Below are 20910 nucleotides of genomic sequence, written 5' to 3'. Positions count from 1 at the left end.
CCGTGACGAACAGGAGCGCGACATGACCTCGACGATTCTCACGCCGGTCGGCCGGTCACCCGTGGACGGCCCGGAACTGGCCGCGCGGCTGATCCCCGAGGAGGAGATGCGGCCGTGGTCGGTGGACGCCGTCCCGGCGCTGCCCTCCTTCGCGAGCAAGTTGCGCGAGTGCGAGCGGCTCTGCGGCGTCCCCTACGCCGAGACTCCGCACGATGTCCAGGACGCTCTGGTCCTGCGCCGCCTCGGCCAGATGATCAATACGGCGCTGCTCAACCCGCTGTGGCGGGAGCGGCTGACGGCCTCCGGCATCACCGGTCCGCCCGCCACCTTCGAAGAATGGGAACGGGTGCCGCTGTCCGACAAGACCGTCCAACGCGACATGTTCACGGGCGCCCGCGCCGGAATGGTGGTGCCGCTCGCGCACGGCGGGTTCGAGGTGGTGGCCAGCGGCGGCACCAGCGACGGGCTGCCACTGGAGATCGTCTACTCGCTGCGGGAGCTGCACGACACCTACCGCATCGCCGGCGCCTTCATGGGCACCTACCAGCTCCGCGACCACCTGGCCGGCGGCGACCCCAAATGGCTGTTCACGAACCTCGCCGACTACCAGATGTGGAGCAGCGGGACCATGGTCGGCGGCGTCCTGCAGCAGGTCCCGGGCGTCAACTACATCGGAGCCGGTCCCGTCACGGGTCCCGTGCTGGAGCACATGTTCTCCTACCCCGGGCCCAAGGCCATGATGGGCATCTCGGCGGGCATCGCGATCCTCAGCGACCTCGGCGCCGGACTGAGCCCCCAGGCGCGGGAGAGCTTCCGCGTCGCGCTGTACGGCAGCGGCGTGCTGCCGCACCGCAAGCGCGCCGAGCTGCGCGCGGTCTTCCCGAACGTCGCGATCCTCAGCTACTTCGCCGCCACCCAGGCCGAGACCGTCGGTCTCCAGCTGAGCGACGACTCGCCCTGGCTGGCCGCGGTGCCCGGCCTGCACCTGGTGGAGGTCGTCGACGACCAGGGCCGCGCGGTCGCCGAGGGCGAGGAGGGCGAGCTCGTCGTCACCCGGCTGCACGCGCACGAGGCGCCGCTGCTGCGGCTCAAGCTCGGCGACCGGATGATCCGCCGCCCCGCCCTCGACGGGCCCGGCCTGAAGACCGGCCGGTTCGAGTTCGCCGGCCGCACCGCCGACGTGCTGCACATCAACGACAGCCAGTACTCGGCGGCGATCGCCTACGCCGCGCTCCGCGACCGGCTGCGCGAGACGACCGGCATGGACCTGGACGCCGCCGCCCACGAGATCCAGTTCGTGAACAACCGCGAGCACAGGACCATCACGCTGCTCGCCGCGGTCGACGACGCCGACGGCCACACCTGCGCGCTGTCGGCCGCGCTCGGCCCGGCCGGCGTCCACCAGGTCTTCGTCGGTGCGCTTCTCCGCTCCCTGTCGCTGTTCAACGACCGGGAGGCCACCCCGGAGGCGGTCGAGCGGACCGGGTACCGCTTCCAGCTCGCGTTCGTGCCCCGGTCCTCGCCCGAGATCGAACGGACGGCCGTCGGCAAGGTTCCCCTCGTCCGCGACCGGGGCTGAGGGACGGCGACCGACCAGAACAGGAGTGCCAGTGAAACCCCACGTCAACATCGTCGTGCTCGTGGACGCCGTCGGAGCCCTCTCGGACGGGACGCTGCACAACGGCAACCTCTCCCTGGTGGACGACGGAGACTTCGAAAGCCACGGCCAGGGCACCGTCGACCTGTGCACGATCGTCGTGCCCGGGCAGGTCGTCCAGTGGACCGCGATCGCGATCGACGTCCAGACGACCGCCGAGATCTCCGCCATCACCTTCCTGCCCCCCGGCGGAGCCGCCCCGGAGCGGGCACCGGTCTGGGAGGCGCCGTCCGGCGGCCACGAGAACCTCGACCTGAAGGTGTGGGAGGGCGTCGTCCCGGCCCACCTCACCCGCGGCGTCCCTTACCACTACCGGCTGGAAGTGCAGATGCACGAGGGCCGCCACAGCGTCCTGCATCTCGACTCGCCCGCGCTGATGTGCGCGTGACCCCACCAGCGACCCGAAAGGCGCATCCATGGCGCAGCAGCAAGGGATCATCGTCCTCGTCGACATCGCCAACGCGCTCCAGGCCGGAACGCTCACCGGCAACGTCTACCTCTTCGACAACATGGCCTTCCTCGGCTCGACCGGACAGGGCACCCCGGACCTGGTGACCATCTGCCCCGGCACGTACTGGGCGGACGGGTCCCAGGCCACCGAGCAGGTGCTGAACTGGCTGCCCGCCAGTCTCGGCTCCATCCCCCCGACCGTCCCCCGCAGCTACCACGCCGACCGGGCGCAGGCCACCGACCAGGAGGCGCTGGAGGAGATCGCGGGCGTCGCCGACCGGGCCGGGGACCCGTCCGTCGACACGGCGGCGGAACTGGAGGGCCTGCGTCGCCGCGTGGGCGCCCGCGCCCGCAGGCCGCGCGGGGGCCGCGCCCCGGCCGTCGGCAAGGTCCTGGACGTCACCGGGAACGTCGTCACCGGCGAGGGACAGGCCTACAACCACCCCAACCCCGTGATCACCGACATCACCGGCCAGGCCGTGGACGAGAAGGTCATGTATCCCGCCCAGTACGGCTCGCCGGACATGGTGTCGGACGGCTGGTACTGGGCGGCCTCGGTCGACACGGCCCGTCCCGGGACGTACCGCTACACGATGCACATCCAGTTGCACGAGCTGGTCTGGCGCAACGACGAGCCGTCCTGGGAGCCGGTCGACTTCACCTGCGACTCCGCCATCAAGGTCATCAGCGATCCCAAGCGCAACGCCTTCACCGGGGCGGGCCTCGGCGCGCTGCCGATGCCCTGAGCCCGCGTCCCCCCGAGTCCCGCACCGAACGGAGAAGCCGATGCCCAGCAAGGCCAGACCACCCGAGTCCCGGCCCGTGTCGATCACGGCGGTGATCGACCCGGTCGCGGCCCTCGCCTCCGGAACCCTGGAGGGGAACCTGTACCTGTACGACACCAACAAGGCCGAGGGGTCGACCGGCTTCGGCACGGTGGACCTGCGCACCCGGGTGCGCTCCGGCGACCGGATCATCTGGAACGTCGTCGTCCTGGAGTGCGAGACCTACGCCGCCCTCGACGGCATCGTGATCGACGAGAAGTTCTGCGCGCCCGAGCGGAAGGTCTACCCCAACACCGACATCACCTACTGGACCGCGACGGTGAAGCGGCATGTCGCCGAGCCCGTCTCGTACCGGCTGAAGTTCCGGCTCGGCACCGTCACGGAGCCGTACGCCATATCGACGCCGGCCCTGGTCGGCCAGAGTGCCACCGGAAGGGGGCACCGATGACCACCGAGGCCCGCGGTCAGCTCAACTCCGTCCAGCTCAACGTCGTCACCCTGGTGAACATGGAGCGCGCCGCCCGGACCGGCTCCCTCGACGACGCGCTCTACATGATGGACAACAGCGTCGGCGGGGTCGGGCAGGGCACCGACCACCTCGAGACGATCTGCAAGCAAGGGCAGGTGATCAACTGGATCATCCGCCCGATCGAGATGCACAAGCGCCCCGACGGCACATGGCCGCCGATGCCGAAGATCAACAACCTGGTGTTCCTGGACACCGAGCGGGGCGACGAGGAGGACGTCGCCGAACGTCGCGTCATGACCGAGCTGAAGATCTACGGGATGCCGGACCTGATGCGCTCGCCCTACACACCGATCTACTACTACTGGGCGGGGGCCGTCCTCAGCACCGCCCGGCCGGGGCTGTACCGCTACCGCCTGGTCCTCGAACTGGAGCAGGACGGCACGAAGGAGAAGCTCTACCTGAACACCAGGAACCACCCGTCGATCCGAGTCCTCAAGGTGTGACGGGCGGTCCCGGTGCCGCGCGGACCCGGTCAAGGAGGACCGGGCCCGCGCGGACGGGCAGCCTCGCGGTCACTGCGGACGGTCCTCGGAACGATCTTCCGATCTGGACGGTGGCGAGGGTTCGTCCGGCGCCTTGCCGGAGACTCCCGGACGCCTGATCCGGGTGCGGGTGCGCTCGAACCAGGCCGGTACTTCGCGTTCGTCGTCGAAGCCGCGGGCGACGACGATGTCGGTGGAGGAGTGCGCCAGGATCGACAGGGTGATGGTGACGCCGACCAGGTGGAAGATCTTCTCACCCGCCGGGATGCCGGACTCCAGGACCAGCAGCCCGTAGACGACCGAGGCGAAGCCCTTCGGGCCGAACCACATCACCGCCGCCTGCTCCCGCGCGGTCAGCCCGGAGCGCAGGAACGACACCCAGATCGCCACCGGCCGGGCGACCACCAGCGCCAGCACGGCGAAGGCCCAGCCCGTCCAGCCGACGTCGCCGAGGAACGCGGGGGACAGCAGCGCACCGAACACCAGCAGCGCGGCGAGCTTGAGGAGTTCGGCGACCAGCTCGCCGAACTGCTCGAACGCCTCCCGGTGCCGGTGCCCGACGGTCGCGACGGTGACCCCGGCGGCGAAGGCCGCCAGGAAGAGGTTGCCGTGCGTGGCCTGCGCGGTCGCGAGCACCAGCAGCCCGATCGCGACGGCGTTCAGCGGCTCGTACTTGGGCGAGATCGCGAACCACCGGGTGCGCACCAGCATGATCGCCGCCCAGGGGATCGCCACGCCGATGGCCAGACCGCCGGCCAGTTCGGCGCCGAGTTCGCCCAGGTGCAGGTTCTCCTCGCCCTGGGCGATCGCCAGGAACAGCACCACGAACGGCAGGACGAGCCCGTCGTTGACGCCCGACTCGACGTTGAGCAGGTGCCGCAGCCGGGGCGGGACCTTGTCGTTGCCGACGAGCGCGGCGGCGAACACGGGGTCGGTCGGGGTGAGGACGGCCGCGATCAGCAGTGACTGCACCCATCCCAGGCCGACGACGTAGTGCGCGAGCACGGCGGTGACCAGCAGGGTCAGCGGCAGGCCCCAGCCCAGCGCGCGTCCGGGCAGCCGCCAGGCGCTGCGCAGGTCCTGCCAGCCCGCGTGCATGCCGTCGGTGAACAGGACCGCGAACAGCGCCAGCTCCGCCAACTCGGACACCAGCGTGTCGCCGGGCCGCAGGGCGATCACCCCGGTGACGCCGTCACCGAGGAGGAACCCGCCGACCAGGAACAGCGCCGCCGTCGACAGCACAGTGCGGTGCGCGAGGCTGGACACCAGGACCGCCAGCAGCAGCAAGGCGGAGAAGGCGAGCAGAAGGTTGGGCATACCGGGGCTCTTTCGGGAATGGCGGACGCAATGCCGACCAGACTTCCCGGCTCACCGGCCACGACCCTAACGCGAATCCAAGCGCGCTTTCCACACGGCCTCCAGGCGAGCACCCTGGCACCCGCGCCGTCGACTACGTCGAGCCGACAAGGTGCGCCAAGGCCGCCGTGAAGAGCGCCGCCGACCGAGGAACCGAGACCTGACGCGCCCGGCCTTCCGCGGGGCGAGGGTCCGGTGGTTGAACCGCCAGGCTCCGGCGATGACGAGGACGGCCGTGGCCGCGCCCAGGACCGCGGTGCCAGCGCACTGGACGCCGTTCTTCAGCGCCACGGGGACGGCAACCACTCGCGGCTCGCCGGCTGCAAGAGCTACGTGACTTCGCGGGTTCCTGTTACGCGAGATGCCGGCCTTGATCGCGTTGGCGCATCGGGGCTGTCGGTGGTGGTCAGGATGCGAAGTGCCTCGGCCGTGGTGAGGAGCGTGAGCATCGCTGCGTGTACGTACTCGAACTGGTGGTGGGCGACCTGGACGAGGGCGTCACGGTCGTACTCGTGATCGGGTGGATTACCGCTGATCGTCGAGTGGCCTGTTGATCTGATCGATCCGCTGGATCCGGCCGTCGGGCGCCAGCCGGCCGAACATGTAGACCTCTGCGGTGAAGGTTTTGCCCTTGCGCATTCTGGTGCGGAGGGTCCAGCGTGCGCTTATCTGGTCACCGCGGACCAGCGCCTGGTGGATCTCCACCCCGGTGTGTTCGTCGGCTGCCATGGCCGCCCTGTCGACGTTCTTGCGGACGGGCCGGACGTGGTCGATCATCCGCTGCCGGTCGATCACCAGGCCCTCGTTGCAGTACTCGAAGTCCGGCACGAAGTAGCGGTCGAGGATCGCGCCGGGTTCCTCCTCTGACAGGGCCATGTCCCGGGTGTAGGTGACGAGGAAGTCGACGAGGTCGCGCTCGGTGCTGATGCCCATGATGCCCCTTGTAAGAGTAGGCAATACGCTTACGCTGGACTGTACCGCACCCCCGTAGGGTTTCCCGTTACGCGCGTTTCCCACCCCGGGCCTTCTGGCCGCCTACACCGGTCTGGCACCCCGAACAGCCCTACCGACCCGACCATCCGCAGCCCAAGCCGCAGGACCCGCTGGATCCGGCGCCCGACAGGCCCTTCCTGGCACCCTAGGATCGATGATCACTGCCACCTGATCACGCTGCTGCGATGACGGCGGCAAGGAGGACGATGAGCCAGTTCTTCCAGATCGGCGAACGGGTCCTCTGGAATCCCGCAACAGGAGTCGCTCAGGTCTTCCTGCGAGCGGCAGAGTCGTTCGCCACGCTCACCGACCTCCCCACAGGCCTCGGCCCGATGGAGGCGGATGAGTGCGAGATCGACATCGACGTCTTCAGCGTGTTCGTCGACACCCTCATCGACCGCTATACACGCTCCAACCACGTGATCCTCCGATCCCTGATGCAGGGATTCACCGCGACCGCCATCGTCCTGGTCACCCGCGGCGGAGGTCATCTACCAGCGCTGCAATCCTCGGACAACCCGGACATCGCGTCGCTGAAAGAGCTCAGCCGGCACCACGGCCGCGCGATGGTCACCTGAGCCACCCGCCGACCCAACCCTTGACGAATCCCATAGGGACACCCCCCTGCGCGTGCAGCCAGGAGATCCTGCGGCTCGCGGTGTCAGCGAGCCGCAGGATCTGGGCTTGTCTGTCGTGGGTTGGTTGATCGAAGACCGCCGCCGAAAGCGGCGGGTGCTCATCGGGGACGTCGACCGAGCGCGGCTCCAGGTCGAGACGGACGCGGCTTGCTGTGCTCTCAGCGCCAGCCGAGTTCGGGTGCCACGTGGGTCAGGATGTTCTCCAGGACGTGGGCGTTGTAGTCCACACCGAGCTGGTTGGGGACCGTGAGCAGGAGCGTGTCCGCGGCCTGTATGGCCTCGTCGTCGGCGAGCTGCTTGACCAGGACGTCCGGTTCGGCCGCGTACGAGCGTCCGAAGATGGCCCTGGTGTTCTCGTCGATCATCCCGATGTGGTCGCCCGAGTCGGCGTTCCGGCCGAAGTAGGCGCGGTCCATATCGGTGGTCAGCGCGAAGATGCTGCGGCTGACCGACACGCGCGGCTCGCGCTGGTGCCCGGCTTCCTTCCACGCCTGCCGGTAGGCCTCGATCTGCTTGCGCTGCTGGACGTGCAGCGGCTCGCCGGTCTCGTCGTCCTTGAGCGTGGAGCTCTGCAGGTTCATGCCCAGCTGGGCCGCCCACACGCTGGTGGCATTGGAGCCCGAGCCCCACCAGATGCGGTCCCGCAGCCCCTCGGAATGCGGCTCGATGCGCAGCAGCCCGGGCGGATTGGGGAACATCGGCCGCGGATTCGGCTCGGCGAACCCTCTGCCCCGCAGCACCGTGAGCAGGACTTCGGTGTGCTTGCGTGCCATGTCGGCATCGGTGTCGCCCTCGGGCGGCTCGTACCCGAAGTAGCGCCACCCGTCGATGACCTGTTCCGGTGATCCCCGGCTGATGCCGAGCTGCAGCCGTCCACCGGAGATCAGGTCGGCCGCGCCGGCGTCCTCGGCGAAGTACATCGGGTTCTCGTAGCGCATGTCGATCACGCCTGTGCCGATCTCGATGCGCGAGGTCTTCGCACCGATCGCGGACAGCAGCGGGAAGGGAGAGGACAGTTGCCTGGCGAAGTGGTGCACCCGGAAGTAGGCGCCGTCCGCGCCGAGTTCCTCCGCGGCCACCGCGAGATCGATCGACTGCAGCAGTGCGTCCGCAGCCGACCGGGTCCGCGAGCCCGCGCCGTCACTCCAGTGACCGAACGAAAGAAAACCGATCTTCTTCACACCTATACCAACCAGCTCAGCGCCCGCGAGATTCCAGCACGCCGGCACCACGACCACCCCACGGCCCTCGACCGTCACACATCAGGCCCGGCCGGAGCCCTCTGCGATCACCCGGTATCGGCCCGCATGCCCGGCAGGTCGTCCATGATCAGGCCAAAGCCGGTGAACCCCGGTGCCCGTCTACCCAGGAGGGCTGACGCGGAGCGGGAGGGCGCGGGCGGCTACTTCCGGGCGGGTGCAACGGCGGACTTCACGTCTCGGCGTGTGCCTCTCGGCGGCCGAGTATGGCCAGGTATCCGCCGTTGACGATCGCGTCGGCGGACGCCGCGTACTCCGCGGGGTCGTCGGGCAGGGTCGTGCCCAGGCCGTCCACGTACCGGTTGAACATGCAGAACGCGGCGGCGATCAGCACCGTGTCGTGCACCTCGACGTCGGTCGCGCCCTCGGCGCGGGCGGCGGCCACGTCCTCGGGCCGCACGGCGCGCCCGCTCCGCTGGACCGCGCCGGCCACCCTCAGCAGGGCCTTCAGCTTCGCCGACACGGGTGCGCTCTCGAGGTCGGCCCGCACCTGGTCGACCAGCGCGATGCCCTCGGGGAGCTGGGCGGCGGCGAACGCCGCGTGCGAGGTGGTGCAGAACTCGCACTCGTTGAGGGCCGAGACGTAGGAGGCGATCAGTTCCCGCTCGCCGCGGCTCAGCGAGCTCGGGCCGCGCAGCAGCACCTCGGCCAGCTCGCTCATCGGGCGAGCGGTCTCGGGCCGGTAGGCGAACAGCGAGATGATTCCGGACGCGTCGTTCCCCAGGGCGATATGCGGCATCGGTTCTCCAAACGTTGTCCACGTCAGGGATTCGCTCTCCGTGCACAAGGAAGTGTCTCGCATCGGGCGGGCCCAGGGCAGGGGGCAAAAGGTGTCAGATCCGGCCATGCTGGCATTCGGCTTTCGCGAAGCGCATTAGGCAGGCGGGTCCCTCCTCACCGCCCATGCGGGGCGACCATGCGCGGCCTGCGCACCGTCACTCATTTGCGCGGTCACCTCTCTCCGCGGGTGCTTCAGGGCTCGGCGTGCTGGCGCTCGGCCGCGAGGTGCTCGTGGTTACCTGGCCCCTTTTCGGCCTGCCGCTCGTCGTGTACTGCTTCAGGTGCTGTACACGCCGTCCAGGGCTTTAAGCTGCGACGATCCCTCCCAGTGTTCGGTGACCTCCAGGTCCCGAAGATGCCTCGTATGTTCGATCAGCGACCGAATGAGATCCCCGATGAGGCCGATTAGCTCGGCGGCGTCGGCGTTGGAGGGCGGTTTCCTCCGACGTCAACGAGTCCCCAATGGTGCGGACGCCGCGATATTAGGGAACTGATCGACCGAAATTCGCTCGACCGTCTCGTTTATTGCACCAAGTTGGTTTGGTGTGTTTTCTGGCAGGGCCAGTCGGCCCTTGGGGGACCAGTTGCGACCTGCGCGAGTACGTCTGCGAGCACCTCGGGTACGACTTGGGGGCTGATCGTGGGTCCGAGCCGGTGGCGGGGGAGGCCCGCGTCGGCCGGGAGCTCAGGGCCGGCGCAGCTTCGCCGCGTGCGATCGGGCGGTGGACGCCGTGGCCGCGTCGCCGAGGGCTTCGGCGACGTCGGCGTGCTTGAGCCAGTTGAACGGGCTGGCGGGTCGTATGCTGATCCGCTCGCTGACCAGGACGCGGGCCAGATCGAGGCGGCCGGAGCGGAGGGCGGCCTCCAGCAGGGTCTTCTGCACCGCGTCGCGCTGCGCGTGGCTGCCGCCGAATTCGTTGACCTGGTGCCGGATGGGAGCGAGGAGGTCGACGGCGGCGCTGTGGTCGCCGCGGCCGAAGGCCACCAGAGCGCGGCAGACCGGAAGGCCGACGCGTGCGGTCATCGCCTGGTTGGTGACGTCGGGCAGGGGAGCGGCCAGGTAGGCCTCGCGGTCGGCGATCAACCGGTCGGCGTCGCCAAAGCGGCCGGCGCCGACGAAGGACATCACCGCGTGCATGTCGTTGAACGCGTAGAACGGCTCCTCGGCCTTGGACGCCCAGGCGTCGGCCAAGGCGTTCCACCTCGCGGTCTGGTCATCGCCTTCGAGAAGCAGGCGCCAGAGCAGTGCGGCGGCGTCCAGCAGCTCCATCGCGGTGCCTGTCGACTCCGGGCCGTGGAGCACGGCGTCGTAGATCTCCAAGGCACGGGCCGTGTCTCCGGCCTCCAGTGCGTAGAGCGCATAGTGCCACCACGCGTGCACGTTGAAGAACGTGCCGGTCGACCAGTCGGTCGTCCGTTCGTCCATGTAGGCGATGCCTCGCCGGAACCGGCCCTGCATCTCGTAGGTGTGGACGACCGCGTGGATGCCCCACACGTCCTTCGGGTCGAGCCCGACCGCGCGCAGGCCGACCTCCTCCGATCGGTCGTAGTGCCCTGCCTCCTCCAACCCGAAGGCGTACATGCCGAGCAACTGGCCGAAATGCCGGTCGGACTCGCTCCATGCCGTCAGCGCACCACCGACCCGGTCGCGCAGTGCGCGGGCGTCCCCGGTGAAGTAGTCGACCTGGTGGCCGACGAACAGCGCGAGGACGTCCCGCGGGTACTCCTCGCTGATCTGGCCAAGCAGGCGGCCGCAGCCGGGGAAGTCGCCCTTCACCAGGCGTTCCAGCGCCGCGACGTGGGCCCGCTCGCGGGGAAGGAGCCCGGAGCCGTCCACGCGCGACCGGAAGAGCCGGAACCGCTCCGCCGCGGCCCGCGCGCCTTCGGGCTCGGTGGCCAGAAGCCCGAGGTACGCCGACAGGACGTTGCCCAGCGGGAAGTCGGGATCCGCTTCGAGTGCCCGCTTCGCTTCGGCGTCCACCTCCGGGCGGAAGTGCAGCAGCTCATGGACGGCGTAGTCGTAGTGCTCGACCGCGGTGCGGCTGCCCGCCCCGATGGCCAGCCCGTGCTCGTCCGTCTTCATGGCCGTCATGTCTCCGTCGGACGTTCGACGTGTGCGGTGTCGGGGTCCAGGTCGGCGCCGCGGACCTGCTCGATGCGGCCGTGCCAGGGGGCCGTCCCCCGTGCGTGATCAGTCACTGGTGTCCCTTTGTCGGTCGTTTCAACAGAGAGGGGACCCGGCGTGGCCCGGTTCCTCGTGCCGCGCGGCTTCGTGGTCGTCGCAGGCGGCGCAAGACGATTCAGCCTTGCATGCGTCCTTCCACCCGGGCAACCGCCGACCGGCCGTCCCCACGCCGCCGAGCTCTGTAGATGGTTCCTACGGACGGCCAGGCGTGTCGGTGGAGCCGCCGGCTCGATCTGGCGAGGGGAAGGTGCGGCTGACCGCGGCGCACGCGGCGTCGGCGAGGGTGTTCGCTGTGGCGGTCGAGAGGTGGCCGGTGACGAGCCAGTGGTAGATCAGGGGGCCGAAGACCAGGTCGCGGACCGTGTCGGGGGCGAGTGCGGGGTTGAGGCGGCCCTCGGCCAGGCCGCGTTCGATCAAGGCGCGGATGGTGGCGTTCCTGGGGTTCAGGTAGTGGTGTCGTAGCGCTTCGGCGAGGTCGGGCCGACGGCCCGCTTCAGCGTGCACGGCAAGGACGGTCCGACCGAGCGGGGAGCCGGCCAGCCGGAGCGCGAACCCGGCGGACAGTTCCTTCAGATCGCGCAGCACGTCGCCGGTGTCCGGAACGGCCAGCGGCGGCACCTGTTCGACCAGGGCGTGGACCACCAGGTCGTCCTTGGTCGGCCAGCGCCGGTACACCGCCGGCCGGCCCACCCCCGCGCGCGCGGCGACCGCCTCGATCGTCAGCTTCGCGTATCCCTGTTCGGCCAGTAGTTCGATCGTCGCCGCGGTGACGGCGCGGTCGACGTCGGCGCTGCGCGGCCGGCCGCGGCGTCCTGCGGCGCCCTTGCGCTCCTCGCTCATTTCAGAAATATTACAGTACGACTCGTAACGTAAAGGGAGGCGAGGATGATCCGTAAGAGCGTGACCTGGGGGCTGCTGCTGGCTTGGGCGGCCAACGACGCCGAAGAGTGGTTCACCATGGCTCCCTGGTCGCGGAAGAACGCGGGCGGCGGCGCTCCGGGACCGGTGTGGCTGCGTCGCGAGGTCTCCACGGCGCACGCCCGCACGGCCATCGCTCTCATGGGCGCCTTCATGCTCGCCGCCACGGTGGACGGCGCGCGGACCGGCGGGAGGTCCCGGCTCTATCAGGCCGCATTGGCCGGGTTCGGCGTGCACGGGCTCGGACACCTGGCTTTGAGCGTCAGGCAACGCGGCTACACCCCGGGTGTCGCCACAGCACCCACGATCGTCGTGCCGTTCTCCCTGTGGGCTTGGCGCGCGCTCGGCCGCGCAGGCGTTCGCCGCGACCCGGCGCGGACACTCCGCGACGCCGCGATCCTGCTCCCCGCGACCCTGATGGCCGTCCACACCGGAGCCGACCTGCTGACCTCGACCCGCGAGAAGAAGCGCTCTGGCTGAGCGGCCCGACACCCCGCTCAGGTCCGCCGGGGAGGTCTTCCGAGCCAGGAGGGGGTCGTGATCGATTTAGAACGGGGCTTTTCAGGCGCCGTGCGGGGTGGCCCAGGTGGCGGTGATGTCGCGGGCGACATCGCGGAGGAGGTCGATGAGCATGTCCGCGAGTGGGGTGAGGCTGGCGTCGGTTCTGGTCACGGCGTAGAGGTGGCGGTAGGGCTTGGGGTGGGTCAGTTCGCGATGGGTGGTGCCGGGGACGTGGGCCAGGGCCAGGCGTGACACCAGGGCCACGGCGATGCCTGTGCCGACCAGGGCTTGGGCGACGTCGTAGGACTCGGTCTCGAACCGCACGGTGGGGGTGAAGCCGGCCTTGCGGGCGGCGTTGTGGAACTGTTCGCGGGCGGCATGGCCGGCCAGGATGGAGACCCATGATTCGTCGCGCAGTTGTTCCAGGTGGAGTTCGGTGTCCGCGGGCTGCCCGGTGGCCAGTGGGTGGTCGTCGGGGAGGACCACGACCATCGGGTCCACCAGGAGCGAGTGCGCCCGTAGGTGCGGGGGCGGCGCGAGCGGCGTGTCCCAGGACGCGACGATGGCCACGTCCAGGTTCCCCGCGCTGATCTCGTCCGCTCCGCGCCCGGACACCACGTCGATGACGGAGACGTCGGCGGCCGGGTGGCGGTGGCGCAGGGCCGTCAGGGCTGGTGGCAGCAGGTGCAGGGCGGCCGCCTGGAACGTCCCGATCCGCAGGCGGAGCGAGAGGTGGCCGAGCAGTGCGGCCAGTTCCGCCTCGGCCTGGTCCGATGCCTGCTCCACGGTCCGGCCGTGGGAGGCGAGCAGCGCACCGGCCGCGGTGAGCGTCGCTCCGCGAGGGCCACGAATGACCAGGGGGACCTGCCAGTCGCGCTCGGCCTTGGCCACCTGCTGGGTGACCGCCGCGGGCGTGAGCCGGAGTGCGTGGGCCGCCGCCGTCAGGGAGCCGTGCCGCTCGATCAGGGCGAGAAGCCGCAGTTGCCCCGGGTCCACCAGCATTCACCAATGCTAACGCTGCACCCTTCTCTTTTAACTTCCCTTAGGGGCGCGGAGCGAGGAAGCCTGATGGCACACCCGTCGGCCGCAATCCCCGGAAGGGGTTCGTTCCCATGCCCACGCATGTGCCTGCCTTCGTCATCACCACCTTGTTGCTGGCGATGCTGCCCGGCGCGAGTCAAGCGCTGATGATCCGGCAGGTACTGGAAGGTGGCAGGCCTGCGCTCCACGGCACGCTCGCGGGCAATGCCAGCGGCTTCCTGCTGTGGTCGACGGCCGCCGCGGCCGGGCTGTCCGCCGTCCTGCTGGCCAGCCCCACCGCGTACGCGGTGCTCCGGATCGCCGGCGGCATCGTGCTGATGATCCTCGGGGTGAAGACGCTCCGGGCCGCGCTCACGGTCGGGTCCCCCCGTCCGCCCGAGCAGGACGGGCGCCGCACCGGCTTCACGGGTGGATACCTCACCGGCCTGATCACCAACCTCGGCAACCCCAAGGCGGGAGTGTTCGCCATCTCGGTGCTGCCCCAGTTCGTGACCGAGGAAGGCCCGGTGTTCCTGTCGACCGTCGCCTTGGGAGCCCTGTGGGCGCTCGTCAGCGCCTCCTGGTACATGCTGCTCACCTGGGCCGTCAGCCGAGGGCGCGCACTGGTGTCGCAGCCGACCGTCCTGCGGGGGCTCAGCATGACCACCGGTGCCGTCCTGCTGGCGCTGGGCGCTGCGGTGGCAGTAGGTGTCTGAGGGCTGGCCCGGTCAGGTCCGCGGGCCCTGCTCGCCCGCCGCAAACCGTGAGCACCTGCGCGGGCGGCATGTGCAGGGGCGCCCAGAAGCGGTGAGGCGTGCTACTGAGTGGAGGTGTCGGCCGGTGGGGCGAGGCCGGTCATTGCGAGGTCGACGATGGCGTTGACGTGCTCGGCGTCGGCCGTGCGCGGGGTGAGCAGGCGGCGGTAGTAGGCGGCGCCGTAGAGCAGTTCGGTGACGAGGACCGGGTCGGCGTCGGCGCGGACCTGGCCCTTGCGCTGCGCTACGCGGATGCGGTCGGCCGCGGCGCCCGCCAGGTGACCGATGAAGTTGTCCCACAAGGCCTGGTGGAGGTCCGGGTCGTGCTGGGCCTCGCCGATCAGTGCGCGGTAGTGCGGGAAGACGTGCGGGTCGCCGAGGATGCGCGAGGCCGCCGCCATCTGCGTCTTGATGTCCGCGACGAAGTCACCGGTGTCGGGGAAGGTCGCGTCCATCTTCCAGGTGGACAGCAGGCCGTCCAGCAGCACGGCCGCCTTGGACGGCCACCAGCGGTAGATCGTGTTCTTGCCGACGCCGGCGCGGGCGGCGATGCCCTCGATGCTGACCTTGCGGTACCCGACCTCCTGGCACAGGTCCATGGCGGCCTTGATGACGGCGTTGGCGGCCTCTTCACTTCGGCGCTCAGGACGTCTGGGTGACATGGGGACAGCATAGCCCTCAGGCGGCACGGAACGTTCCGTATTGACGCGGCGAGCGACGGCGGGCATGCTGAGGCGGCACGGAACGATCCGTGCCGCCATCGAAGGACGAACCCATGAAAGTTGAGTTCACCCACGACATCGCCTGCGTCTGGTCGGCGCTCGGCTACGCCCGCTTCCAGCGGGCCGCCGAGGAGCACCGTGCGGGTGGCGGCGAACTGGAGGTCGTCTTCAGGCCGTACCAGACCGCGGGTTCCGCGGCGGAACCGCCGCCGAGCCGCGGCCATTTCCCTCTCGCGCCCACCGCGCGGGTCGAGCAGATCGCACGGGCGGCGGCGGTCGACGGCCTGGTGGTGAACCTCGACCGGATCGTGCCCGCCCGCACCGCCGACGCCCACCGGCTCATCGCGCTGGCGGCCGCGCACGGCACCGCCGAGGACATGACCGCCCGTCTTTACCGCGCCTACTTCAGTGACGGTCTGGACATCGGCGACGTCAACGTGCTGCGGGGCTTGGCGTCCGCGACCGGCGTCAGGTGGGACGGCGAGCGGCCCCACGCGGAACCGGCTCGGTCCGCTCGCGTGTCCGGCCCGCGAGTGCCGGTCTTCCGGTTTCCCGACGGGACGGTCCTGGTCGGAGCCGTGTCACTCGCCGCGCTGAAGGGTGAGTTGATGAGGGCCGACTCACCGCGCTGGCGCTCCAGCAGGACCACGCATCCGCGCCCGGCTCCGGTGCGACTATGACGCGTCCTGGTCGGTCGTGAACTTGGGCACCTTGATGACCAGCCCGCGGGTGGGGGCGCGCTCGGGGGTGATCGTCTCCCGTTGGGGCGAGGTGGCGACCAGAAATCTTGGGTCGACTTGACTGGACCGCAGCCCTTGCGTTGAGGGCGCTTTGGGGAGTCTTTACAGGTCAGCGGCGTCTTTGGGGTGTGCTTGACGAAATATGGGGCCGCTTGAACCTGTTGTGGGTGTGTGACCGACGGGAAAGCCCGTCCGGAGCGCCCGACCAGATCGTGACGGGCGCATCGAGTCCCTGATCATCAGGACGGCCGATCAAGGCACGTCCGCCGCCGAGTCCGCAGAGCGCCGATCACTGGCCGAGCGGAGCCGGGGACCCACCGAAACACCGGGGTGAATCCGCACTCCCGCCTTGCGCGGGGTCGCGGTAGGGCCACTTCCATGCCCGAACCCGACAGCTAACCCGGTAGGCGGACTGGAAGACCTCAGGAGAACCTTCGCATGACCGCTCGTACTTTCGACCTGACCAAGCGCATGGGCACCCGCTTCGCCGCCGGAGCCGTCCTCTCCCTGGCGAGCGCTTTCGGCTTCGCCTCCCTGGCCCCGTCCGCCCATGCGGACACCAAGCCCGCGAACACCGCGCACGTCGCCGCCGCGCCCCAGGCCGGCGCCAACGGCGCGAAGACCGCCACCGCCGGCGCCTCCGCGCAGGACGTCATCAAGCTCGCCCGCACGCAGATCGGCACCCACGAGGACGCCTCGGGCAACAGCAAGTTCAACGACTGGTACGTCGGCTCGCCGCTGGGCGAGCAGAACGCCCACCGCATCGGTTCCAAGAGCGCCTCGGTCTACAAGGGCCAGTCCTGGTGCGACATGTTCGTGTCCTGGCTGGGCCAGCACACCGGCACCAAGGGCATGGGCGCCGACGCCTACACCGTCAGCCACGCCAAGTGGTTCAAGAAGACCGGCCGCTTCGGCCAGACCCCGAAGCCCGGCGCCGTGGTCTTCTTCGCCTGGAACGGCGGCGGCATCAAGGGCGTCGAGCACGTCGGCATCGTCGTCAAGGACAACCACGACGGCACCATCAACACCATCGAGGGCAACACCGGTGACGCGGTGAAGAAGAAGGTCCGCGACACGTCCACCGTCGCCGGCTACGGCTACCCCCAGTACCGGTGAGCCAGGGCCGCTGAGCGGCCCGTTGCCCCGCACCGTCCAGTGGTGCCTCCCCCTTCTCCATCCCTCCGCGATCACACCCACGTCGCGAGCACGCCCACGTGCCGTGCGCCGGATCCGTCATGCCCGAACGGCGAGCCCCCGACTAGCCGAAGCCGTGACCCGGCGCCCCGGACCACCGAGCAAAGGATGAACATGCAGAAGCGAGCCATCGACACCGCCCTGATCGGTACCGCTCTCGCGGGCCTGCTGGCCGCGGGCGTGGCGGCCGGGACCTCCCACGGGGCCCAGGCCGACGAGCCGATGTCGCACAAGGTCATCGGACAGCAGGTGGCCGGGCAGCAGGTCACCGGCCACAAGATGACCGGACAGCTGGTCACCGGACAACAGCTGAGCGGGCACAAGGTGACCGGACAGCCGGTCACCGGAAAGCAGGTGACCGGAAAGGTGACCGGCCAGCAGGTGGGGCAGCCCGCCGCGAAGGCCACCCACCACGGCACCGCCAAGGTCGCACCGAAGCGCCACGCCGTCCTGTCGGGCAGCACCAAGGCGTCCTACTTCTGGGACGACGGCTCGGGCGTGAACGGCGACACGGGCGCCCCGGCGGGCGGCAAGCCGATGCAGAAGGGCCTGTTCGCCAGCCCGAGCTGGCCCATGCACACCAAGGTGAAGGTCACCTACAAGGGGCGCAGCGTCACCGGCTTCGTCGGGGACCGCGGGCCGGGCGAGCCGTCGCACCGCGGCGTCATGCTCGACCTCGACACCTACACCTTCCGCCACCTGGTGGACGGCAAGAAGCCGCGGAGCAAGTACGACACGGGCACCTCGGCGGGCCACCTGAAGGGCGTCAAGTACGAGATCCTGTCCTGGGGCCACGGCGCCGGCAAGAAGGGCGCCCCGAAGCCCCTCGGCTGATCAGGCCCGACCGGGTGACCCCTCCTGGCCTCACCACGGACCCCGCTCCCGTCTTCGGACGAGGGCGGGGTCTGTCACGTCCGGGGTAGGACTGGGGTGGGGCGCCAGCCGGGCGCTCCTGGGCGAGGGAGTGCCAGTGGGATTAGACGTCAGAGCGATCCAGGTAGTGACCTGCGACATCTTCGGGACGACCGTCGACTGGCGGACAGGGGTCGCCGGCCAGGTGGCGGCGATCGCTGCGGAGTGCGGTGTCGCGTTGGAGAGCGAGGCCTTCGCCGACCAATGGCGCGAGCGGTACCTCCCGTCCATGCAGCGGGTCAGCAGCGGAGAGCGGGAGTGGGTGTACCTCGACACGCTGCACCGGGAGTCGCTGGACGAGCTGCTGGAGCTGCACGGCGTTGCTGACGCCTTCGACGAGACCGCACGGCGGCGGCTCGTCCGGGCCTGGCATCGCCTGCCCGCGTGGGACGACTCGGTGGACGGCCTGGCACGCCTGAGGGAGAGCCGCGTGGTGGCGGCGCTGTCCAACGGCGGGTTCGCCCTGCTGACGCACCTGGTCAAGGGGGCGGGGCTGCCGTTCGACTGCATCCTGTCGGCGGAGCTCGCCCGCACGTACAAGCCCGAGCCGGAGGCGTACCTGACAGCAGTGCGGCTGCTGGACGTGGAACCGGCGGAGGTGCTGATGGTCGCCGCGCACAAGTGGGACATCGACGGCGCCAGGGGAGCCGGGCTCGCCACCGCGTTCCTGGAGCGTCCGCTGGAGAAGGGGCCCTCTCTCACGGCCGACCGGGCGGACGACGTGGAATGCGACCTCGTCGTGCGCGGGTTCGGTGAGCTCGCCGATCTCCTGGAGGCCGGTCCGCGGACCTAGCGGACGGGGCGGCCGTTCGCCCTGTCCGGGGCTTCCACCTTTCCGGCGATGTGTTCCAGGGCGGTGAGGTCTTCCGGTCCAAGGCGGTCGATGAAGTGGTGGCGCACTGACTCCAGGTGGGCGGGGGCGGCGTCCGTCAAGGTGTCCAGGCCGTGTTCGGTGAGGACCAGGATGCAGCCCCTTCCGTCGGCCGGGTCGGGTGCGCGGCGGATGAGGCCGCGGGCCTCCATGCGGGTGGCGTGCCGGGAGAGCCGGCTGCGCGACCAGCCCATCTTCGCGGCCTGCTCGTGCAGGGTGCCGGCGTGGCCCGGCCGTTCCGACAGCGTGCTGAGCACCTCGTAGTCGGGCTCGGAGAGGCCGACCCGGGAGAGGTCGCGGGCGGTGCCGGTCTGGACGGCGATCACCATGCGGCGGAAGGCCCGCCACGCCCGTTCCTCGTCCGGGGTCAGCCAGCGCACGGGCTCGTCCGGCGGATTCTTTGACATGTAAACAACCTATCGCCTAAGTTCATTTACATGTCAACGAAACAGGTGCGCGTCCTCGTGCTGGTGTGCAGCACCCGCCCCGGCGCCCTCGGCCCCGCGGTGGGGGCATGGCTGACCGAGACGATCACGCCCCGCGCCGCCGAGCTCGGCGCCGAGCTGGTGCCGCTGGCCCTCGCCGACCTCGACCTCCCGTTCCTCGACGAGGAGGAACATCCGTCGGCGGGCGTGTACCGCAACGAGCACACGCGCAGGTGGAGCGCGATCGCGGACGGCGTGGACGGCCTCATCGTCGTGACGCCGGAGTACAACTACGGGATGCCGGCGTCCCTGAAGAACGCGCTGGACTACCTCTCCCGCGAGTGGGTGTGGAAACCGGTCGGTTTCGTCAGCTACGGCAACACCTCGGCGGGCACGAGGGCCGTGCAGCACGCCAAGCAGGTGGTGACCACGCTGCGCCTGGTACCGCTGGGGTCCACGGTCGCGCTCCGCATCGCCGACGCCGTGCACGACGGGGAGGTGCGGCCCGCCGCCGCTGCCGGCAAGGCCGCGAACGACGTCCTGGAGGAGCTGGTCCGGGTCGCGCACGCGCTCCGGCCGATGCGAGAGCGAGCACGGCCCGCATCGGCGGCCGGCCCCGAACCGGGCTCCTACCTGCGGCGGCTGACGCCGGACGATGCCCCCGAGGTGACCGTCCTGCAGCGGTGCTGCTGGGTGGACGAGGCCCTCGCCAACGACCCCGTGACCGTCCCGGCGCTGCACGAGTCCGTGGAGCAGGTCCGTGACTGGCTCGCGTCCTGGGACGCGATCGGGCTGTGGCGGGACGGCCGGCTCCTCGGCATGGTGCGGACCCGCCGCGAGGACGCCGAGTGGCACGTGGGACGGCTCGGCGTCGTCCCCGACCTGCGGGGGCGCGGCCTGGGGCGCTGGCTGCTCCATGAGGCGGAGGCCGCCGCCGACCAGGCCTGCCGCAGCATCGTGCTGTCCACGGGAGCGGGCAGCCGGAACAACATCGCGCTCTACCGGAGCGAGGGATACCGGCCGGCCCCCGTCCCCGGCGACGACGGAACCATCCGCCTGACCAAGATGCGCCTCAGCACTGGTTGATCGGCCCGTGCGCAGGGGGAGTGCGGCGCGACGGGATGCGGCGGCGTTCACTCATCGGGTGGCCGCCCGTCCTGCGGTCGAGCGGGAAGTGGGAGAGCCAGGCCGGACTTGATGGTGTCGAAGACGACCAGGGTCTCGTAGCGCTGGACGTTGTCGTCCGCCTTCAACAGGCGGTCTCCGAGCCGACCGCAGTCGCGCATGCTCCGCGCGGCCAGGACGATTACGTAGTCCCACGGCCCCGCGACGCGGTAGCACTGCTGGACCTGAGGCTCCGAGCGCATCCGTTCGGCGAAGGCCCGGTGGTGCTCGAACGATTCCCGGACGAGGGTCACCAGGACCGTGGCCAGGACGGTGGGACCGAAGCGGTGCGGATCGAGGACGGCGACCTGCCGGGCGATGAGACCGTGCCGGCGGTAGCGGGCGATCCGCCGCTGGACGGCGCTCGGGGACAGTCCGACCTGTTCCCCGAGGTCGTGCAGGGTGCGCCCGGCGTCGTGCTGAAGGAGGTCCAGCAGCAGGGCGTCGATCTCGTCCAGGCGGGGCGGCGGCGATTCGGGCACGCAAGATTATTGCGCCTTGGTGCAAGAATTCTCAATCGCGTCGATCGGAAGCTCGGTTAGCGTCGGCCGGGTCGGAAAGCCTCGGCGGAAGG

General features: G+C 70.1%; 23 protein-coding genes and 1 riboswitch. Of the genes, 13 read left to right on the top strand and 10 right to left on the bottom strand.

The genetic code is table 11. The features are described from left to right. Positions 1 to 22 precede the first annotated feature (22 nt). Genes ABD944_RS07895 through ABD944_RS07875 form a run of 5 tightly spaced genes read left to right on the top strand, consistent with a single transcriptional unit; the run spans position 23 to position 3864 of the window. Positions 23 to 1579 (top strand): phenylacetate--CoA ligase family protein, encoded by a 1557-nt coding sequence (locus ABD944_RS07895; RefSeq protein WP_345173864.1) that lies wholly within the window; start codon positions 23 to 25, stop codon positions 1577 to 1579. Positions 1580 to 1610: 31 nt separating this feature from the next. Continuing rightward, on the top strand, positions 1611 to 2045 hold the full coding sequence (locus ABD944_RS07890) for a hypothetical protein (protein ID WP_345173862.1): 435 nt from the start codon (positions 1611 to 1613) through the stop codon (positions 2043 to 2045). A 28-nt stretch (positions 2046 to 2073) separates the two neighbouring features. Beyond that, positions 2074 to 2853, top strand: a complete 780-nt coding sequence (locus ABD944_RS07885; RefSeq protein WP_345173859.1) for a hypothetical protein — start codon at positions 2074 to 2076, stop codon at positions 2851 to 2853. Between the two features lie 40 nt (positions 2854 to 2893). After that, positions 2894 to 3340, top strand: a complete 447-nt coding sequence (locus ABD944_RS07880; protein ID WP_345173857.1) for a hypothetical protein — start codon at positions 2894 to 2896, stop codon at positions 3338 to 3340. Further along, the gene (locus ABD944_RS07875) at positions 3337 to 3864 is read left to right on the top strand and encodes a hypothetical protein (protein WP_345173854.1); all 528 of its coding nucleotides are present in this window, start codon (positions 3337 to 3339) and stop codon (positions 3862 to 3864) included. Before ABD944_RS07880 ends, ABD944_RS07875 begins: the two co-directional genes overlap by 4 nt. A gap of 69 nt (positions 3865 to 3933) precedes the next feature. On the opposite strand, the gene ABD944_RS07870 is transcribed toward ABD944_RS07875, so the two are convergent. Together ABD944_RS07870 and ABD944_RS07865 are read right to left on the bottom strand one after the other, a co-directional pair. Next, positions 3934 to 5220 carry a cation:proton antiporter gene (locus tag ABD944_RS07870; protein ID WP_345173851.1) on the bottom strand — a complete coding sequence of 429 codons (1287 nt, stop codon included), beginning with the start codon at positions 5218 to 5220 and terminating at the stop codon, positions 3934 to 3936. Positions 5221 to 5784: 564 nt separating this feature from the next. After that, the gene (locus ABD944_RS07865) at positions 5785 to 6192 is read right to left on the bottom strand and encodes a nuclear transport factor 2 family protein (protein WP_345173847.1); all 408 of its coding nucleotides are present in this window, start codon (positions 6190 to 6192) and stop codon (positions 5785 to 5787) included. A 266-nt stretch (positions 6193 to 6458) separates the two neighbouring features. Between ABD944_RS07865 and ABD944_RS07860 the strand changes: the two genes are divergently transcribed. After that, on the top strand, positions 6459 to 6830 hold the full coding sequence (locus tag ABD944_RS07860) for a DUF6086 family protein (protein WP_345173844.1): 372 nt from the start codon (positions 6459 to 6461) through the stop codon (positions 6828 to 6830). Positions 6831 to 7048: 218 nt separating this feature from the next. Here ABD944_RS07860 and ABD944_RS07855 read toward each other — a convergent pair whose 3' ends face one another. The 4 genes from ABD944_RS07855 to ABD944_RS07840 form a co-directional block, all read right to left on the bottom strand. Continuing rightward, positions 7049 to 8071: an LLM class flavin-dependent oxidoreductase gene (locus tag ABD944_RS07855; protein WP_345174185.1), complete on the bottom strand. Its 1023-nt coding sequence runs from the start codon at positions 8069 to 8071 to the stop codon at positions 7049 to 7051. 250 nt (positions 8072 to 8321) lie between these two features. Continuing rightward, positions 8322 to 8888 (bottom strand): carboxymuconolactone decarboxylase family protein, encoded by a 567-nt coding sequence (locus tag ABD944_RS07850; RefSeq protein WP_345173841.1) that lies wholly within the window; start codon positions 8886 to 8888, stop codon positions 8322 to 8324. Positions 8889 to 9614: 726 nt separating this feature from the next. Further along, positions 9615 to 11021: a tetratricopeptide repeat protein gene (locus ABD944_RS07845; RefSeq protein WP_345173838.1), complete on the bottom strand. Its 1407-nt coding sequence runs from the start codon at positions 11019 to 11021 to the stop codon at positions 9615 to 9617. A gap of 285 nt (positions 11022 to 11306) precedes the next feature. After that, positions 11307 to 11954, bottom strand: a complete 648-nt coding sequence (locus ABD944_RS07840; RefSeq protein WP_345173835.1) for a TetR/AcrR family transcriptional regulator — start codon at positions 11952 to 11954, stop codon at positions 11307 to 11309. Positions 11955 to 11999: 45 nt separating this feature from the next. Here ABD944_RS07840 and ABD944_RS07835 point away from each other — a divergent pair, with 45 nt between their 5' ends. Next, complete coding sequence (locus ABD944_RS07835) at positions 12000 to 12512, top strand: HXXEE domain-containing protein (RefSeq protein ID WP_345173833.1); 513 nt, start codon at positions 12000 to 12002, stop codon at positions 12510 to 12512. An 81-nt stretch (positions 12513 to 12593) separates the two neighbouring features. On the opposite strand, the gene ABD944_RS07830 is transcribed toward ABD944_RS07835, so the two are convergent. Next, positions 12594 to 13535 (bottom strand): LysR family transcriptional regulator, encoded by a 942-nt coding sequence (locus ABD944_RS07830; RefSeq protein ID WP_345173831.1) that lies wholly within the window; start codon positions 13533 to 13535, stop codon positions 12594 to 12596. Between the two features lie 110 nt (positions 13536 to 13645). Here ABD944_RS07830 and ABD944_RS07825 point away from each other — a divergent pair, with 110 nt between their 5' ends. Continuing rightward, on the top strand, positions 13646 to 14269 hold the full coding sequence (locus tag ABD944_RS07825; RefSeq protein WP_345173829.1) for a LysE family translocator: 624 nt from the start codon (positions 13646 to 13648) through the stop codon (positions 14267 to 14269). A 101-nt stretch (positions 14270 to 14370) separates the two neighbouring features. Here the strand turns inward: ABD944_RS07825 and ABD944_RS07820 are convergent, their stop codons facing one another. After that, positions 14371 to 14970, bottom strand: coding sequence for a TetR/AcrR family transcriptional regulator (locus ABD944_RS07820; RefSeq protein ID WP_345173827.1), 600 nt, complete (start codon positions 14968 to 14970; stop codon positions 14371 to 14373). 113 nt (positions 14971 to 15083) lie between these two features. Here ABD944_RS07820 and ABD944_RS07815 point away from each other — a divergent pair, with 113 nt between their 5' ends. The 4 genes from ABD944_RS07815 (at position 15084) to ABD944_RS07800 (ending at position 18669) form a co-directional block, all read left to right on the top strand. Continuing rightward, a complete protein-coding gene (locus ABD944_RS07815; RefSeq protein WP_345173824.1) occupies positions 15084 to 15710 on the top strand; it encodes a DsbA family oxidoreductase in 627 nt (208 codons plus the stop codon). Positions 15711 to 16043: 333 nt separating this feature from the next. After that, positions 16044 to 16194: riboswitch (cyclic di-AMP (ydaO/yuaA leader) on the top strand. 14 nt (positions 16195 to 16208) lie between these two features. Further along, positions 16209 to 16886, top strand: coding sequence for a CHAP domain-containing protein (locus ABD944_RS07810; RefSeq protein ID WP_345173822.1), 678 nt, complete (start codon positions 16209 to 16211; stop codon positions 16884 to 16886). A 192-nt stretch (positions 16887 to 17078) separates the two neighbouring features. Then, on the top strand, positions 17079 to 17798 hold the full coding sequence (locus tag ABD944_RS07805) for an RlpA-like double-psi beta-barrel domain-containing protein (RefSeq protein ID WP_345173820.1): 720 nt from the start codon (positions 17079 to 17081) through the stop codon (positions 17796 to 17798). 166 nt (positions 17799 to 17964) lie between these two features. Continuing rightward, the gene (locus ABD944_RS07800) at positions 17965 to 18669 is read left to right on the top strand and encodes a haloacid dehalogenase type II (RefSeq protein ID WP_345173818.1); all 705 of its coding nucleotides are present in this window, start codon (positions 17965 to 17967) and stop codon (positions 18667 to 18669) included. On the opposite strand, the gene ABD944_RS07795 is transcribed toward ABD944_RS07800, so the two are convergent. Continuing rightward, complete coding sequence (locus ABD944_RS07795) at positions 18666 to 19154, bottom strand: MarR family winged helix-turn-helix transcriptional regulator (protein WP_345173816.1); 489 nt, start codon at positions 19152 to 19154, stop codon at positions 18666 to 18668. The two genes, ABD944_RS07800 and ABD944_RS07795, sit on opposite strands and share 4 nt — an antisense overlap. Before the next feature lie 30 nt (positions 19155 to 19184). Between ABD944_RS07795 and ABD944_RS07790 the strand changes: the two genes are divergently transcribed. Continuing rightward, positions 19185 to 20258, top strand: a complete 1074-nt coding sequence (locus ABD944_RS07790; RefSeq protein ID WP_345173813.1) for a GNAT family N-acetyltransferase — start codon at positions 19185 to 19187, stop codon at positions 20256 to 20258. Positions 20259 to 20305: 47 nt separating this feature from the next. On the opposite strand, the gene ABD944_RS07785 is transcribed toward ABD944_RS07790, so the two are convergent. Next, positions 20306 to 20818, bottom strand: a complete 513-nt coding sequence (locus ABD944_RS07785; protein WP_345173811.1) for an Lrp/AsnC family transcriptional regulator — start codon at positions 20816 to 20818, stop codon at positions 20306 to 20308. Between the last annotated feature and the right edge of the window lie 92 nt (positions 20819 to 20910).

It is taken from the genome of Actinomadura verrucosospora, assembly GCF_039540335.1.
In the GTDB taxonomy this organism is placed as follows: Bacteria; Actinomycetota; Actinomycetes; order Streptosporangiales; family Streptosporangiaceae; genus Spirillospora; species Spirillospora verrucosospora.
Note: the sequence above shows the minus strand (reverse complement) of the source record. Positions and strands in the feature narration are given on the sequence as shown.

Excerpts from the sequence above, each read along its gene's own strand:
- ABD944_RS07840 (WP_345173835.1), bottom strand. The coding sequence starts at position 11,954 with ATGAGCGAGGAGCGCAAGGGCGCCGCAGGACGCCGCGGCCGGCCGCGC.
- ABD944_RS07795 (WP_345173816.1), bottom strand. The coding sequence starts at position 19,154 with ATGTCAAAGAATCCGCCGGACGAGCCCGTGCGCTGGCTGACCCCGGAC.
- ABD944_RS07830 (WP_345173831.1), bottom strand. The coding sequence starts at position 13,535 with ATGCTGGTGGACCCGGGGCAACTGCGGCTTCTCGCCCTGATCGAGCGG.
- ABD944_RS07790 (WP_345173813.1), top strand. The coding sequence starts at position 19,185 with ATGTCAACGAAACAGGTGCGCGTCCTCGTGCTGGTGTGCAGCACCCGC.
- ABD944_RS07880 (WP_345173857.1), top strand. The coding sequence starts at position 2,894 with ATGCCCAGCAAGGCCAGACCACCCGAGTCCCGGCCCGTGTCGATCACG.
- ABD944_RS07845 (WP_345173838.1), bottom strand. The coding sequence starts at position 11,021 with ATGACGGCCATGAAGACGGACGAGCACGGGCTGGCCATCGGGGCGGGC.
- ABD944_RS07870 (WP_345173851.1), bottom strand. The coding sequence starts at position 5,220 with ATGCCCAACCTTCTGCTCGCCTTCTCCGCCTTGCTGCTGCTGGCGGTC.
- ABD944_RS07895 (WP_345173864.1), top strand. The coding sequence starts at position 23 with ATGACCTCGACGATTCTCACGCCGGTCGGCCGGTCACCCGTGGACGGC.
- ABD944_RS07815 (WP_345173824.1), top strand. The coding sequence starts at position 15,084 with ATGAAAGTTGAGTTCACCCACGACATCGCCTGCGTCTGGTCGGCGCTC.
- ABD944_RS07865 (WP_345173847.1), bottom strand. The coding sequence starts at position 6,192 with ATGGGCATCAGCACCGAGCGCGACCTCGTCGACTTCCTCGTCACCTAC.
- ABD944_RS07850 (WP_345173841.1), bottom strand. The coding sequence starts at position 8,888 with ATGCCGCATATCGCCCTGGGGAACGACGCGTCCGGAATCATCTCGCTG.
- ABD944_RS07860 (WP_345173844.1), top strand. The coding sequence starts at position 6,459 with ATGAGCCAGTTCTTCCAGATCGGCGAACGGGTCCTCTGGAATCCCGCA.
- ABD944_RS07885 (WP_345173859.1), top strand. The coding sequence starts at position 2,074 with ATGGCGCAGCAGCAAGGGATCATCGTCCTCGTCGACATCGCCAACGCG.
- ABD944_RS07835 (WP_345173833.1), top strand. The coding sequence starts at position 12,000 with ATGATCCGTAAGAGCGTGACCTGGGGGCTGCTGCTGGCTTGGGCGGCC.
- ABD944_RS07820 (WP_345173827.1), bottom strand. The coding sequence starts at position 14,970 with ATGTCACCCAGACGTCCTGAGCGCCGAAGTGAAGAGGCCGCCAACGCC.
- ABD944_RS07805 (WP_345173820.1), top strand. The coding sequence starts at position 17,079 with ATGCAGAAGCGAGCCATCGACACCGCCCTGATCGGTACCGCTCTCGCG.
- ABD944_RS07825 (WP_345173829.1), top strand. The coding sequence starts at position 13,646 with ATGCCCACGCATGTGCCTGCCTTCGTCATCACCACCTTGTTGCTGGCG.
- ABD944_RS07875 (WP_345173854.1), top strand. The coding sequence starts at position 3,337 with ATGACCACCGAGGCCCGCGGTCAGCTCAACTCCGTCCAGCTCAACGTC.
- ABD944_RS07810 (WP_345173822.1), top strand. The coding sequence starts at position 16,209 with ATGACCGCTCGTACTTTCGACCTGACCAAGCGCATGGGCACCCGCTTC.